This window comes from Corynebacterium uterequi, assembly GCF_001021065.1.
GTDB lineage: Bacteria > Actinomycetota > Actinomycetes > Mycobacteriales > Mycobacteriaceae > Corynebacterium > Corynebacterium uterequi.
Genome location: NZ_CP011546.1, coordinates 1,681,161 through 1,696,042, shown reverse-complemented (window position 1 = coordinate 1,696,042; position 14,882 = coordinate 1,681,161). Strand labels below are relative to the sequence as shown.

Annotated in this window: 14 protein-coding genes; 11 read left to right on the top strand and 3 right to left on the bottom strand. The window is 66.1% G+C overall.

Translation table 11 applies throughout. From position 1 onward, the window contains the following. Nucleotides 1-121 precede the first annotated feature (121 nt). Nucleotides 122-1,885 carry an AMP-dependent synthetase/ligase gene (locus tag CUTER_RS07880; protein WP_236684793.1) on the top strand — a complete coding sequence of 588 codons (1,764 nt, stop codon included), beginning with the start codon at nucleotides 122-124 and terminating at the stop codon, nucleotides 1,883-1,885. A gap of 95 nt (nucleotides 1,886-1,980) precedes the next feature. Next, nucleotides 1,981-2,664 carry a hypothetical protein gene (locus tag CUTER_RS07875; RefSeq protein ID WP_047259970.1) on the top strand — a complete coding sequence of 228 codons (684 nt, stop codon included), beginning with the start codon at nucleotides 1,981-1,983 and terminating at the stop codon, nucleotides 2,662-2,664. Here the strand turns inward: CUTER_RS07875 and CUTER_RS07870 are convergent. Both CUTER_RS07870 and CUTER_RS07865 read right to left on the bottom strand, forming a co-directional pair. Further along, complete coding sequence (locus tag CUTER_RS07870) at nucleotides 2,661-3,695, bottom strand: CNNM domain-containing protein (RefSeq protein ID WP_047259969.1); 1,035 nt, start codon at nucleotides 3,693-3,695, stop codon at nucleotides 2,661-2,663. The two genes, CUTER_RS07875 and CUTER_RS07870, sit on opposite strands and share 4 nt — an antisense overlap. Then, on the bottom strand, nucleotides 3,695-5,071 hold the full coding sequence (locus CUTER_RS07865) for a hemolysin family protein (protein WP_047259968.1): 1,377 nt from the start codon (nucleotides 5,069-5,071) through the stop codon (nucleotides 3,695-3,697). The genes CUTER_RS07870 and CUTER_RS07865 overlap by 1 nt, the downstream gene beginning before the upstream one ends. 158 nt (nucleotides 5,072-5,229) lie before the next feature. On the opposite strand from CUTER_RS07865, the gene hemW reads away from it, so the two are divergent. Further along, nucleotides 5,230-6,360, top strand: coding sequence for a radical SAM family heme chaperone HemW (gene hemW / locus CUTER_RS07860; protein ID WP_047259967.1), 1,131 nt, complete (start codon nucleotides 5,230-5,232; stop codon nucleotides 6,358-6,360). Here hemW and CUTER_RS07855 read toward each other — a convergent pair whose 3' ends face one another. Beyond that, entirely contained in the window at nucleotides 6,361-7,554 is a 1,194-nt protein-coding gene (locus tag CUTER_RS07855) for a CapA family protein (protein ID WP_047259966.1), read from the bottom strand. It abuts the gene before it with no gap. Nucleotides 7,555-7,703: 149 nt separating this feature from the next. Between CUTER_RS07855 and hrcA the strand changes: the two genes are divergently transcribed. Genes hrcA through era form a run of 8 tightly spaced genes read left to right on the top strand, consistent with a single transcriptional unit; the run spans nucleotide 7,704 to nucleotide 14,879 of the window. Further along, nucleotides 7,704-8,738 carry a heat-inducible transcriptional repressor HrcA gene (hrcA, locus tag CUTER_RS07850; RefSeq protein ID WP_047259965.1) on the top strand — a complete coding sequence of 345 codons (1,035 nt, stop codon included), beginning with the start codon at nucleotides 7,704-7,706 and terminating at the stop codon, nucleotides 8,736-8,738. A gap of 51 nt (nucleotides 8,739-8,789) precedes the next feature. Beyond that, nucleotides 8,790-9,938 carry a molecular chaperone DnaJ gene (gene dnaJ, locus CUTER_RS07845; RefSeq protein ID WP_047259964.1) on the top strand — a complete coding sequence of 383 codons (1,149 nt, stop codon included), beginning with the start codon at nucleotides 8,790-8,792 and terminating at the stop codon, nucleotides 9,936-9,938. Next, nucleotides 9,935-10,645 (top strand): 16S rRNA (uracil(1498)-N(3))-methyltransferase, encoded by a 711-nt coding sequence (locus CUTER_RS07840; protein ID WP_047259963.1) that lies wholly within the window; start codon nucleotides 9,935-9,937, stop codon nucleotides 10,643-10,645. Before dnaJ ends, CUTER_RS07840 begins: the two co-directional genes overlap by 4 nt. A gap of 41 nt (nucleotides 10,646-10,686) precedes the next feature. Next, nucleotides 10,687-11,670 carry a PhoH family protein gene (locus tag CUTER_RS07835; RefSeq protein WP_047259962.1) on the top strand — a complete coding sequence of 328 codons (984 nt, stop codon included), beginning with the start codon at nucleotides 10,687-10,689 and terminating at the stop codon, nucleotides 11,668-11,670. Beyond that, nucleotides 11,667-12,275 (top strand): rRNA maturation RNase YbeY, encoded by a 609-nt coding sequence (gene ybeY, locus CUTER_RS07830; RefSeq protein WP_047259961.1) that lies wholly within the window; start codon nucleotides 11,667-11,669, stop codon nucleotides 12,273-12,275. The genes CUTER_RS07835 and ybeY overlap by 4 nt, the downstream gene beginning before the upstream one ends. A 10-nt stretch (nucleotides 12,276-12,285) precedes the next feature. Next, nucleotides 12,286-13,035 carry an NAD-dependent protein deacylase gene (locus CUTER_RS07825; protein ID WP_236684699.1) on the top strand — a complete coding sequence of 250 codons (750 nt, stop codon included), beginning with the start codon at nucleotides 12,286-12,288 and terminating at the stop codon, nucleotides 13,033-13,035. Nucleotides 13,036-13,083: 48 nt separating this feature from the next. Continuing rightward, complete coding sequence (gene pdxY / locus CUTER_RS07820; RefSeq protein ID WP_047259960.1) at nucleotides 13,084-13,938, top strand: pyridoxal kinase PdxY; 855 nt, start codon at nucleotides 13,084-13,086, stop codon at nucleotides 13,936-13,938. A gap of 11 nt (nucleotides 13,939-13,949) precedes the next feature. Further along, a complete protein-coding gene (era, locus tag CUTER_RS07815) occupies nucleotides 13,950-14,879 on the top strand; it encodes a GTPase Era (protein WP_082121316.1) in 930 nt (309 codons plus the stop codon). Nucleotides 14,880-14,882 lie beyond the last annotated feature (3 nt).

Below are 14,882 nucleotides of genomic sequence, written 5' to 3'. Positions count from 1 at the left end.
TGAGAACCAAGCCCCGGGGACGACGGTGCCCATCAACGTCATCGATTACCACGGATCCCCGGCCTATCTGGCCCCCGCCCGCTTCACCCTCGACGCCGACGAGAATTGCCTGTCAGCCCTCATGGCTCTCGCGAAATCCAACCCGCACCTCGTGCTCTTCTACCGCCAGGCTCACTACGACTGGGTAAACGTCACCGCCCGCGACTACGTCCGGGAGATCCTGGACGTCGCCAAGGGACTAGTGAGCATGGGGGTCCAGCCCGGAGACCGGGTGATTCTGCTCAGCGGCACCCGTTACGAGTGGATGCTGCTCGGCTACGCCATTTGGGCCGCCGGGGCCACGGCCGTGCCGATCTACCCGTCGTCGAGCCTGAGCCAGATCCAGTGGATCGTGGAGGACTCCGGCGCGGTGCTCGCGCTCACCGAGACCCGCGATCACACCGACCTCATGGAACACCTCATCCTTCAGCCCGACGGCTCCCCGACGCTGGCCGGCTCGCCCTCGCAGCTGCGCCGGATCTTGGAGATCAACGCCGCCGCCGTCGACACCCTCGCTTTTGAGGGCCGCGGCGTGAGCGACGAGGAAATCCGCGGCCGCATCGACGCCATCGCACACGATGACGTCGCCAGCATCACCTACACCTCCGGCACGACGGGTAACCCCAAGGGGTGCATGCTCACCCACTACAACTGGATCTTCCAGGTTCGGGCGTTGCTGCACGACGGCATCGGCAAGCTCGGCCGGCCGGGAACAAGGGTCGTCACCTACCTGCCGCTCGCCCACGTGCTGGCCCACGCCGTCGCCCAAACCATTGCCATCTCGGGCGGCACCCAGGCCTATTGGTCGGATACCAAGACCCTGACCACGGCCTTCGAGCGTTTCCGGCCCCAGCTGGTCCTCGGCGTGCCGCGAGTCTACGAAAAGGTGCGCAACGGCGCCTACCAGAAAGCGCTCCAGGGCGGGCCGGTCAAGGCCGCGCTCTTCCGCCGCGCCGAATCCACCGCTATCGAGTATTCGAAGGCGCTCGATACCCCGGAGGGCCCCACGAAGGCGCTGCAGCTGCGCCACCGCCTCTACGACAAGCTTGTCTACTCGAAGATCCGCGCAGCCCTCGGCGGGCAGGTGGAGACCGCCATCACGGGTGGCTCGGCCATGAGCCCGGACCTGTCGCACTTCTTCCGCGGACTCGGCGCCCCCGTCTACGAGGGCTACGGCCTGACCGAGACGACGGCCGCCTGCGCGGTGTGCAACGAGGACCAGCGCATCGGCAGCGTCGGGCAGCCGGTGGGCGGCTACGGCGCCCGCATCAACGACGACGGCGAGATCTGCATCTCCGGTGGGGGAGTCTTCAAGGGCTACTGGCGTAACGACGCCGCCACGCAGGAAGCCGTGGTGGACGGCTGGTTTAACACCGGCGATCTGGGTGAGATCTCCGAGTCCGGGCATATCACCATCACCGGCCGGAAGAAGGACCTCATCGTCACCGCCGGCGGCAAGAACATCTCGCCCGGGCCCATGGAGGACATTCTGCGGGAGCACCCGCTCATCTCCCAGGCCCTCATGGTCGGCGACGGAAAGCCCTTCCCGGCAGCCCTCATCACCTTGGACGAGGACGAGCTCACCCGGTGGAAGCTGGACCACAATGTCCCGGCCAACAAGTCCGTGCGTGACCTTGCCACAGACCCGGGCCTGCGCAGCGAAATCCAGGACGCCATCAACGCCGCTAACGCCACGGTCAGCCATGCGGAGGGGATCAAGAAGTTCCGTATCCTCGACCGCGATCTCACCGAGGAGGACAACGAGCTCACCGCCACCATGAAGGTGAAGCGCCACGTGGTGTTCAAGCGCTTCGCCAAGGAGATCGACAAGATGTACCAACGCTAGGCGGCGCGCCGCCACCCGGCGGCGACCACGGTGTTCTAAGGTAACTCCCGGATACGACACGTCGGTGCCGGCAACGGCGGGGAAAGGAGCACACGGTGCACAAAATCGCAGCCGAATTGCGCCACCGCGAGCTCACGCAGGAGATGTACAACATCGGCGATGAGGTCGCCGAGTACATCGAGCACCTCATTGAGGCCATCCGCGACTTCGACGCCGAACTCACGGGCGAATGCCTCGCCGAGTTTGAGGAAATCGCCGGCGACGCGCGCATCGATTCCCGGCGCATCGTCGGCGAGCTCATCGGTCTGCGCCAAGCTCTGACCTCGGGGGTCGCCGCGGGGGCGCTGTCCGCCGACGACGGCTCGGGAGCCTTGGCTCCGGAGCCGGAACTGCTCGACGGCGACGCCCTGGTGGAGCTCTTCCCCGTGGCCGCGCTGCCGCAGCGGGTCAGCGACCTGGCCGTGGTCGCCCAAGACCGGACGGACCTCACGTGCGAACACCTTGAAGAAGTAGTCGAGTACGTCCTGCAGCAGACGGACCTGGTGGCCCGAAACCTGCAGTCGATGTCGCTGCCGCACCTGTACTCCCGCGCGGCCACCCTGGTGGGCGCGGCGGTGGAAGGCTGGCAGCGTCAGGTCGCCGACGCGTTTCCCTCCTTCGCCCGCACGATGCGCGGCACCAACCCCCCGACGTTTCTGGGCGAGCGGGCCCGCATCAATGCCGTCGTCGCCCGGGTAGCCGCGCGTAAGGCGGCAGCTGGGCGCAACTTCGCGTCCTAGTTTTTGGCACGGTCCAGCTGGTCCTCGATCTCGGGCCACAGCTGGTTCATGATGTCATCCCAGGTGATGATGCCGAGGACGGCGTCGTCGTTGAGGACGACGACGATCTGCTCCTGGGTCTCTCGCATGAGGTCGAGGACGTCGGCGATGGGGGTGTCTGCGGTGACTCGCTGCGGCGGATGGGCATACGCCACGGCGGGCTCGGTGGGGGCGGCGAGGGTGGTGTCTCGGATGTAGACGACGTTGGGGATCACCGACTCGGGGTCGGTGATGAAGATACGTAGGAAGTTCTGCTCCCGTGCCACGCGGTGAACGTCGGCGATGGTGGCGTCGACGGGCAGTTCCCGGGCCGGGGAGCCGTAGCTCTTCACCGCCTCGCCGATGTTGCTGGACTCCAGCGCGATGATGCCTTCGATGTCCTTGGCGGAGTCGGCGTCCAGTGCCCCCGTCTCCAGCGAGTGCTGCACGAGGTTATGCAGCATCTCGGTGGTGTATCCCTTGGCTGCGGCACGGTCTACCGGATCCTGGCCGGCCAGGCGCACCAGCCGGTTGGCGCAGCGGTTGATCCACGCCAGCAGCGGCCGAAAAACGGTGACGAACCAGCGCGCCGGCACGGCGATGATGCGCAGGGCGGTTTCCGGGTGAGCAATAGCCCACGACTTCGGGGCCATTTCGCCGACAACAAGGTGGATGAACGTGACGATGAACAGCGCTAGGAGGAAGGACACCGCCCCAGCGGTGCCCGCGGGCAGCCCCACCTGTTCCAACAGCGGTTCGATCATGTGGTGGACCCACGGCTTGGTGATCGCGCCAAGGGCGAAGGTGACCGCGGTGATACCCAGCTGCGCGCCGGCCAGCATCATGGTCAGCTCGTTGAGGCTGCGCAGACCCGCGCGGGCCGCGGCGGAGGTCTCGGCCTGCTCCTCCAGGCGGTGGCGGCGGGCGGACAGCAGTGAGAACTCGATGGCCACGAAGAAAGCAGAGAGCACCAGCAGGATAATTGTCCAGGTCAGCGACCAATACCACGCCATTATTTTTCCTCCTCGTGCTCAGCGTCGGCCTCCACGAGCGTGAGCTTGATCTCGCTGGGGACGTTGCGCTCAACTTCCAACACTTGGGCGTGCAGGGCGCGCTCGGGCAGCTCGTCGCCATCGACGTAATCCTCGGGCAGCGCCTCCAGGTTGACGATGACTTCCTCGCCCTCGTCGATGAGCCCGCCGTGTTCGGCGAGCAACAGGCCGGAGAGAGTTTCGTAGTCGCCTTCGGGCAGCTCGTAGCCGACGGCGCGGATGACTTCGTCGACGGGTGTGTCGCCATCGGCGATCCACACGTCCTCCGCGGTGGGGGTGATTTCTTCGCTGTCGGTGGCCTCGTGCTCATCGGAGATGTCGCCGAGCACTTCCTCGCCCAGGTCCTCCAGGGTGATGATGCCCACGAATCCGCCGTACTCGTCGATGACGCAGGCGATCTTGTCGCCCGCGGAGCGGATGTCCGCCACCGCGTCGGGAAGCGACATCAGTTCGTGCACGATGACCGGTTTGCGCATGAGCTCGGTGACCGGCGTGTCCGGGTCTAGGTTGGGATCGAGAACGTCAAGGACGTGAACGATGCCCATCGGCTCGTGCTCGTCGTTGATGACCGGGAAGCGGGTGTGGGATTGGTACATCTCCTCCCGGGCCTGGGCGACGGTGGATTCTGGTTCGAAGACAGACACCCGAGAGCGAGGAATCATGGCATGGTCCACGTCCTGCTCGGGGAACTCCAGCATCCGGTCGAGCACCAAAAACGTGTCCACGTCCAGGGAACCCGAATCCCGCGAGTCCTCCAGCACGTGTTCCAGGTCGTCCCGGTTCGCCGTGGAGTCCACGTCCTCAACCGGGTCGATGCCGACGGCCTTGAGCAGGCTGTTCGACGACCAGTCGAAGAACTTGATGAGCCAGCCGAAGGCCATGAGGTAGAGCTGGGTGGGACGTGCCAGCCACCGCGAGGAGCTCAGGGGAGCGGCGATGGTGTAGTTCTTCGGGAAGAGCTCACCGAAGATCATCATGAGCAGGGTGCTCACGGCCAGGGCGGCGACGGTACCGATGCCGACGGCCACGCCGTGAGGGATGCCGACGGTTCCGAAGATGGTTCCCAGCGCCTCGCCGACCAGCGGCTCCGCGATGAAGCCGGTAATCAGGCCGGAGACGGTAATACCCAACTGGGCGCCGGAGAGCATGAACGACGTCCTCTTGGTGATTCCCAGGGCCGTCTTGGCGGCGTTGTCCCCCCGGTCCGCGGCGGCGCGTAGTTCCTGGCGGTCCACCGACATGAAGGCGAATTCCTGAGCGACGTGGAAACCACACCACGCCACGATGACCACGATGATGGTCATTCCGAGCAGGAGCATGAGCAGTGCTGAAGTCATTGCAATCCCCCTTCCGCACTCTCGTGGGGTCGGGGGTAGTAACTGTCAGGGTCGGGCACCAGCGGTCCTCTCGAAAAACGTGTCCGAAGAAAAGCACCTTGTACAATACGGGAACCCTACCCGGTCGTGCTAGCCCAATCCCCGTTACGCTGTCTGCTATGTCATTCGGCGTCTATGTCCACGTTCCGTTTTGCGCGACACGCTGCGGTTATTGTGACTTCAACACCTACACGCCGGGGGAACTCGGCTCCGCCGCCTCCCCAGAGGCTTATCTTCAGGCGCTGGAGACGGAATTGCGCCTCGGTGCCGACGTTGTGGGTATGCCCGCCGAGACGGTCTTCGTCGGCGGGGGAACACCCTCCCTGCTGGGCGGTGCGGGGCTTGCCCGGGTGCTAGACGCCGTGCGCAACTCTTTCGGCCTGGCCAACGGAGCCGAGGTCACCACCGAGGCCAATCCAGAGTCCACGTCGCCGCAGTTCTTCGCCCAGCTGCTCGACGCAGGGTATACGCGGGTGTCGCTGGGTATGCAGTCGGCGTCGTCGTCGGTGCTGCGGGTGCTCGACCGGCGCCACACGCCAGGGCGTGCCGTCGCCGCTGCGCACGAGGCTCGCGCCGCTGGCTTTGCCCACGTCAACTTGGACATGATCTACGGCACTCCCACGGAAACCGACGACGACGTTCGTGCCACTCTCGACGCGATCCTTTCCGCCGGCGTGGATCACGTCTCCGCCTACTCGCTGATCGTCGAGGACGGTACCGCCATGGCCCGAAAGGTCCGACGCGGTGAGCTCCCGGAGCCGGACGAGGACGTCTACGCTGACCGCTACGAGCTCATTTCCCGCCGGCTCGCCGAGGCTGGCTTCTCCTGGTACGAGGTGTCCAACTGGGCCCGCGGCGGCGGGGAGTGCCAGCACAACCTGCTGTATTGGCGCAACGAGCAGTGGTGGGGGGCCGGCCCGGGCGCTCACTCCCACGTCGGCGACGAACGCTTCTTCAATGTCAAGCATCCCCGCCGCTACTACGAACAGCTCAACAGTGGAGTCCTGCCCATCGCCGACCGGGAACGGCTCAGCAGCGCCGACGTACACACCGAAGAGCTCATGCTGGGACTCAGGCTTGCCGAGGGAGTTCCGGCGAGCCGGATCGGCGTCGGCGCGCACGACGTCCTGCGCCGCTACGCGGCAGCCGGGCTGCTCGACGTCGGCGAGCGAGTCGCGGTGACCGAACGCGGCCGCTACCTGGCCGACGGCATTATCGCCGACATCCTCCTCGCCGAGGAGCGCGCCTAGTTACCCGGAGATGGTCTTTGCGTCGCAACCCCCGAGCGCGTCGACGGCCTGGGTGGTCCGCGCCCACGAATCCGGGTTCGTCTCCGGGCTGACCCGCCTGATGATATGACCGGCGTCGATGTCTACCCATGTCGGCTGGTAAGCGAAGTCGCTGGTGACGGAGCCATCCGCCGCGCGCTTGAGGGTGACCTGGGCGATCATCCCGTCCTGAGACGACGGCGGCAGCTCGGCGAGCTGGGACGGACCCTGGTTGGAGATGGAGTTTCCCATGCCGTAGATGACGTGCTTGCCGTTGATTTTCTCGCACGGCTGGATCACGTGGGCGTGAGAGCCAAGCACCACATCCACTAGGTCGGAGTTGAGCAGGTCATGCGCGAGATCCATCTGCTGGTCGGTGGGCATCTGGTTGTACTCAAGCCCCCAGTGCAGATACACCACCACGAAGTCGGCGCCGTCGTCCCGGGCCTGTTGGGCGTGTTTGAGGATGCCCTCGGCCTCCATGGTCGGCCAGTGCGCCTGAGCCAACCACGGTGCGTCCTCGGGAATGTCGTAGGTGACGTCGCCGGCGTTGGGCAGAGTGTAGGAGTAGGCGAGGTAGCCGATGGTGGCCTTCCCAGCGTCGACCATCTCGGCCTTGCCGGCGTCGAGCTTGCTCATCGTCGGTCCCGCGTAACCCAGCCCGGCGGTACGCACGCCGTCCTCGGTGGCGGAAATGCCGTCGAGGCCCTGGTCGAGGGTGTGATTGGAGGCGAAGTCGCAGGCGTCGTAGCCGGCTTCCTTGATGGACATCGCCGCCTCGCGCGGGGTATTGAAGATCAGGTACGGCCCCGGGGTGGAGATATTGACGTTGTCCCAGCTGATGGGGGTCTCTAGGTGGCAGAATGCGGCGTCAGCCTCGGTGAGGAGCGGAGAGATTTCCGCGAATTGCGGTCGGTAGTCGAAGGCGCGGCCCTCGCCGGCAGCTGCGGCGTTCAGTGCGGCGTTATCGTTGACCGGAGAGTGAAACAGCAGGTCACCGGCCGCGGCGATGGTGATCTCTAACGGCTCGGTGGCCGGCGTCGACGCGCTGGGCGTCTCGGCTGACCCGGATTCGGCCTGAGGTGCTCGCTCCGGGGTACCTATCGTGCACCCGGCGAGAGGCAGGAGACATGACGTCAGCGCAAGGGCGGAGAGGTGACGGGGGACGCGAGGCATGAAAACTCCTGCGGAAAATAGATCGGCGTCGATGATGAGAGGGGCTCGTGGAGTCAGTATAAGCCCGGGGTGGGAGGCCATTTCGTTGGTTTCGGGGCGGTCGCTGGCTACACTGGGCACTTAGCAATCAAAGGAGGTGAGTGCCAGCCGTGGCTAATGCAACGGAGAAGCGGCGCCAGGAGGTGCTGCGCGCCATCATTACGGACTTCATCGCCTCGCAGGAGCCGGTAGGGTCCAAGGCCCTCGTCGAACGCCATCACCTCAACGTGTCCTCGGCGACGATCCGCAACGACATGGCAGTGCTGGAGTCTGAAGGCTACATCGCCCAGCAACACGCCAGTTCCGGGCGCATCCCGACGGAAAAAGGCTACCGGGCCTTCGTCGATTCCCTCGGCGAAGTCAAGCCCCTCAGCACAGCTGAGAAACGCGCCATAGCCACTTTCCTTGAAGGTGGGGTGGATCTTGAAGACGTGCTGCGCCGTTCGGTGCAGCTGCTCGCCCAATTCACCCGGCAGGCCGCGGTCATCCAGGTGCCCACTCTGCGGGTCGCCCGCGTCAAGCACTGCGAGGTGGTGCCGCTGAGCCCGCTTCGGCTCCTGCTCGTGCTCATCACCGACACCGGCCGGGTGGATCAGCGCAATGTCGAGCTCGACGGGCCCATCAACCAGGATCAGGTCGCGCGCCTGCGTGACACCCTTAACGAGGCCTTGCATGGCAAGACGCTACGCGACGCCTCCGTGTCTCTCGCCGCGATCCTCCAGGACCCGCCGGTGGATATTGCCCATCACCTGTTACGCGCGGCGACCATCCTCATCGAGACGATGGTGGACCAGCCGACAGAACGGCTAATCGTCGCCGGGGCATCTAACCTCACCCGCCTCGGCCACCGCGCCGCCCCGGCCGCACTGGCCGGGCTCATCGAGGCCCTGGAAGAGCAGGTGGTGGTGCTCAAGCTCATGAGCGACCTGCCGGACTTCGGGGACGTAGCCGTGAGCATTGGTGACGAGAATGAGGATGAGGGTTTGCGCTCGGCGTCGATCGTCACCACCGCCTACGGCTCGGAGCAGACCGGGGCGCTCGGCGGGTTGAGCGTCGTCGGGCCCACGTATATGGATTATCTGGGAACAATCTCTAAGGTATCCGCTGTTGCGCGTTATGTGAGCCGGATCCTCTCCGGCGAGTAAGGCACGCACGCAAGCACATGTGTAGTTGAAGTAAAGGACGTTGGATCGACTGTGGCACGGGACTATTACGGCATCCTTGGCGTAAGCAAAGACGCCTCCGACTCGGAGATTAAAAAGGCCTACCGACGGCTGGCGCGCAAGTATCACCCCGACGTCAACCCCAGCGAGGAGGCGGCGGAGAAGTTCCGAGAAGCCAGCCTGGCTCAGGAGGTGCTCACGGACCCGGAGAAGCGACGCATCGTCGACATGGGCGGTGACCCCCTGGAGCAGCCGGGCGCGGCAGGACCGGGCGGCCAGTACGGTGGCTTCGGTGGTTCCGGCGGCCTAGGCGACATCTTCGAGGCGTTCTTCGGCGGCGGTTCCGCCGGCGGGCGGGGGCCGCGTTCCCGCGTCCAGCCGGGCGCCGACGCCCTGCTGCGTCAGCGCATCACCCTTGAAGAGGCGTACCAGGGGGTGCGCAAGGACATCCGCGTGGACACTGCAGTGGTGTGCGATCACTGCCAGGGTTCCGGCTCCGAGTCCAAGGCCAAGCCCGTTACCTGCGCTACCTGCCACGGCGCCGGTGAAGTCCAGGAGGTGCAGCGTTCCTTCCTGGGCAATGTCATGACCTCTCGGCCGTGCCCGGCATGCCAGGGCTTCGGTGAGGTGATCGAGGACCCATGTTCGCGCTGCGACGGCGAGGGCCGGGTGCGCAAGAACCGGGACCTCACTGTTTCCATCCCCGCCGGCATTGCCGACGGGATGCGGGTTCGCATGGCCGGCCAGGGCGAGGTGGGCCACGGTGGCGGGTCCGCCGGTGACCTCTACGTTGAGGTCCGGGTTGATCGACACCCGATGTTCACCCGGGAGGCGGATCACCTCCACGTCAGCGTCCGCGTCCCGGCCATCGACGCGGCCCTGGGCACCTCCTTCGAAGTGCCCTCGCTCGGCGGGGACACCTTAGTCATCGACGTCCCGGAGGGCACCCAGCCGGGCGAGCGTCTGGTGCTCGCCGGTGCGGGCATGCCCCGCCTGCGGGCGGAAGGCCACGGCAATCTCTACGCCCACGTCGACGTGGTCATCCCCACCAACCTCGACGAGCGCACCCGGGCCCTGCTGGAGGAAATTCGCGACCTCCGCGAGGACACCACCGCCGTGAGCGACGAGTCCTCGAACGACGGTGGCTTCTTCTCCCGCCTTCGGGATAAGTTCAAGCGATGAGCCTGCCGGTGTTCATCGCCGATGACCTTTCGGCGGAGACGGTGGCCCTCTCCGGATCCGAGGGGCGCCACGCCGTCACCGTCAAGCGCATCGGCGTCGGCGAGCGAATCAAGCTCGTCGACGGCCGCGGCGGCTGGGTGTCCGGGGAGGTCGTCGCCGTCGAGGGCAAGGACACGCTCGCCGTGCGGGTCGACGCCCGCGGCGAGGACCCGCAGCCGCGCCCGCGGGTGACAGTTATCCAGGCCATCCCCAAGTCGGAACGCGCAGAGCTCGCCGTCGACCTCGCCACCCAGGGCGGCGCCGACGCCATCATCGCCTGGCAGTCCCAGCGCACCATAGCGAAGTGGGGGGCCAAGGCGGACAAGCAGCTGGGTAAGTGGCGCGACGCCGCAGCGGCCGCAGCGAAGCAGTCGCGGCGCAGCCGGATCCCCGACGTGTCCGGCCCGCTGACCACCAAGCAGGTCGCCCAGCTCATCGCGACCCGCCCGGCGTATGTCCTGCACGAGGACGCCGAGCGGTCGATGAAAGACGTGGACCTAGACGTTGACGAGCTCTTTGTCCTCGTGGGTCCGGAAGGTGGTATCGGCGACGAGGAACTCGCGTTGCTTGGCGCCACCCCCATCGTCCTCGGCCCCCAGGTGTATCGGACCGCGTCGGCGGCACTGGTTGCCTTGTCGGCCATCGGCACGCTGACCTCTCGCTGGTAGAGTCTCAACACGACATTTCCCGCCACCATTGGAAGGACCCCGTGGCTGCCCAGACCGACATAGTCACCACCGCCGTTGAGCTGGATTCCCGCTATGCGACCACGATTCTCGGGGTGCACGACCGCAACCTGCAGGTGCTCGACAACCTCATCGACGCCGACTTTCACGCCCGCGGCAACCACGTGACCCTCACCGGCCCGGCACCGGAGGTGGCCCGCGCCCGTCGGGTGCTCGACGAGCTGGAGTCCATCGCCCGCCGTGGGCACAGCGTCTCCCCGGAGTCGGTGAAGCACGCGCTCAACATCGTCGCCATCGACGCTCCCCAGTCAGTCGCCGATGTCCTCGGCTCCGACATCGTCTCCCGCCGCGGCAAGGCCGTGCGCCCGAAGACCCTGGGGCAGAAGCGCTACGTGGACGCCATCGACGACAACACCATCGTCTTCGGCATCGGTCCTGCCGGCAGCGGCAAGACGTACTTGGCGGTGGCGAAGGCAGTGCAGGCGCTCCAGGCGAAGCAGGTTAGCCGAATCATCCTCACCCGCCCGGCCGTGGAGGCTGGTGAGAAGCTCGGCTTCCTGCCCGGCACGCTGGGTGACAAGATCGATCCCTACCTGCGGCCGCTCTACGACGCTCTGCGCGACATGTTGGATCCGGAAATGATCCCGAAGCTCATGGAAGCCGGCGTTATTGAGGTCGCCCCGCTGGCGTACATGCGCGGGCGCACGCTCAGCGACTCGTTCGTCATCCTCGACGAGGCCCAGAACACGACCCCGGAACAGATGAAAATGTTCCTCACGCGCCTGGGCTTCGGGTCGACGATCGTCGTTACCGGCGACGTTTCCCAGGTGGATCTGCCCCGCGGGCAGCGTTCCGGGCTGCGCGTGGTGCGTAGCATCCTCTCCGGAATCCCCGACATCGAGTTTTGTGATCTGCACTCCTCGGACGTGGTGCGCCACCAGCTGGTCGGGCGCATCGTGGACGCCTATGACAGCTTTGACCAGCGGCAGGAGGCGAGGCGTTCGTGAGCATCGAAGTCTTCAACGAGTCCGGAGTCGATGGGGTCAACGAGGAGATGCTTATCTCCGTAGCGTCCTTCGCCCTACAGGAGATGGACATACACCCCGACGCGGAGCTCACCATCACCTGCGTGGACGAACCGACCATCGCCGACCTGCACGTTCGGTGGCTGGACCTGGAAGGCCCCACGGACGTCATGAGCTTCCCCATGGACGAGTACGGCTACGCCGGCGGAGGCCGTCCCGACGGTGCTAGCCCGGGACCGTCGATGCTGGGCGACATCGTGCTGTGCCCCGACTTCGCGGCCCGCCAGGCCCAGGCCGCCGGCCACGGGCTCAGCCACGAGCTGGCGTTGCTCACCGTTCACGGCTGCCTTCACCTGTTGGGCTACGACCACGCCATTCCCGCCGAAGAGCGGGAGATGTTCGCGCTGCAAAATGAGTTGCTGGCGGACTGGTATGACGACGTCCTCGCCCGCGGCCTGTCCTTCCCACCGAAGCCGTCGGGACCGTCGGCGTTCCCGTCGGCGGCGGACCGGGAGGCGCTCGACCGTGAGGTTCCCGGAGGAGGGATCCCGGCGCTGGGCGAGCCGCGCCCCCGCTTGGAGGACTAGGCTTGCGGGCGTGACCTGCGCCGACAATATCCGCCAGCTTGCGACGTGGATAGCTCATTCCTCGGAGACCGTGTTCTTCGGCGGAGCCGGGGTCTCCACCGAGTCCGGCATCCCGGACTTCCGCTCCGCCGCGGGCCTCTACGCCCAACAACACGACGGCTCGTTGCCGCCCGAGTACCTCCTCAGCCACGAGTGCCTCGTCAACTACCCCGAGCAGTTCTACGATTTTCACCGCACGAAGCTGCTGCATCCTCAGGCCCGCCCCAACCCGGCACATCTGGCCCTGGCCGAGCTCGAATCCCGTGGCCGACTCCGTAGCGTCATCACCCAAAACATCGATGGCCTGCATCAACTCGCCGGGTCTCGCACCGTCCGCGAGCTCCACGGCTCGGTGCACCACTACACGTGCGTCGGCTGCCACCAGCCATACGGGCTGACGCAGTTGCCGTCGGTACCGGTGGTACCGGCGTGTCCCGAGTGCGGGGAGATGATCCGGCCCGACGTCGTACTTTATGGCGAAGCGCTCGACGACGCCGTGGTGGCTGCGGCCGTCGCCGATATCCAGGCGGCGGAGGTGCTCATCGTCGGCGGCACATCGCTCAACGTTTACCCGGCAGCCGGGCTGCTGCGCTACTTCCGGGGAACAAAGCTGGTGCTCATTAACTTGGAGGGCACCCCCTTCGACGCGGCGGCTGACCTCGTCATTCGGGATCGGATCGGTGCGGTATTCGGTGAGGTCATGAGTCTAGTGAATAAATAAGCCCCCCACTGTCCAGGTTTTGGGGAGCTAAGGTGCACAATGTCTCCCATGAAGAGCATCGTCTCCATTCAGTCTCACGTCACCTACGGCCACGTCGGGAACTCCGCCGCGGTGTTCCCGCTGCAACGCCTCGGCCACGAAGTGTGGCCTATCCACACGGTGGCATTCTCCAACCACACGGGGTACGGCACCTGGCGCGGCCCGATGCTCCCGGCTGCGGACGTCACCGCTGTCGTCGAGGGCATGGACACCCTGGAGATTCTGCCCCGGGTCGACGCCATCATCTCCGGCTACCAGGGCGGCCCGGACATCGCCGGGGCCATCGTCGACGCCGTCGCGCTCATCAAGGAGCGCAACCCCAAGGCCATCTACTCGTGTGACCCGGTCATGGGCAACGCCAAGAGCGGCTGCTTCGTCTCCGACGCCATCCCGCCGCTGCTGCGCGACAAGGTCGTGCCGGTGGCCGACGTCATCACCCCGAACCAGTTCGAGCTCGGCTACCTTACCCAGCGGGAAGCAACGGACCTAGAAAGCACCATCGCCGCCGCGCACGCCGCCCGCGAGATGGGTCCGGAGACGGTGCTGGTCACCAGCGTCACCCGTCCTGATGCCGAGCCGAACACCATCGAAATGCTCGCCGTCAACAGCCAGGGCGTGTGGATCGTCACCACCCCCTACCTGCCGTTCAAGCGCAACGGCTCCGGCGATGTCACGGCGGCCCTGTTCGTCGGGCACCTGCTGGAGACCGAAGACGCCTCGGCGGCGTTGGGTAAGACGGCGGCCAGCGTCTTCGATCTGCTGGCGGCCACCTACGAGGCAGACACCCGGGAGCTGGAGCTCATCGCCGCCCAGGACTGCTTCGTCAATCCGGCCCACACCTTCGAGGTCCGCCGCGTCGACTAGGCTTGGCGCCTATGCACAGCTTCTCTGATACGCCGGCCGGCTTCCGCTCCGGCTTCGTCAGCTTCGTCGGCCGCCCCAACACCGGCAAGTCGACGCTGACGAACGCGCTCGTGGGCCAGAAGATTGCCATCACCGCCGACCAGCCGGAGACCACCCGCCACCCCATCCGGGGGTTGATTCACCGCCCCGACGCGCAGGTCGTCGTTGTCGATACCCCTGGCCTGCACCGACCGCGCACCCTGCTCGGTGAGCGGCTCAATGAGATCGTCAAGGACACTTACGCCGATGTGGACGTCATCGGGCTGACCATCCCAGCCGACGAGAAGATCGGCCCCGGCGACCGGTGGATCCTCGACAACGTCCGCGAGGTGGCGCCGAAGACGACCATCATCGGAATTGTGACGAAGGTGGATAAAGTGTCCCGCGACGAGGTCGCGGCCCAGCTCGTGGCACTCTACGACCTGCTCGGCGGCGACGAGGCGAACGCTGAGGTCATCCCCGTCTCCGCAACCGCTGGTGAGCAGGTCGACGTCCTCGCCGACGTGCTCGTCAAGCACCTACCGGAAGGGCCGAAGTACTACCCGGACGATCACTTAACCGACGATGACATCGAGACCCGCATCGCCGAGCTCATCCGCGAGGCCGCGCTGTCCGGCCTGCGCGACGAGCTGCCGCACTCCGTGGCCGTGGAGATTGACGAGATGTTCGACGACCCCGAGGGCCGCGACCGCCTCAACATCTACGCCATCTTGTACCTGGAACGCCCGGGGCAGCAGCGCATCATCGAAGGCCCGGAGGGCCGACGGCTGCAATCCATCGTCCAGCGCTCCCGCAAGCAGATCATCGAGCTGCTTGACCGCAACGTATACCTGGACCTGCGGATCAAGGTGCTCAAGAACTGGCAATCCGACCCCAAGCAGCTCGGTCGGCTGGGCTTCTAGACG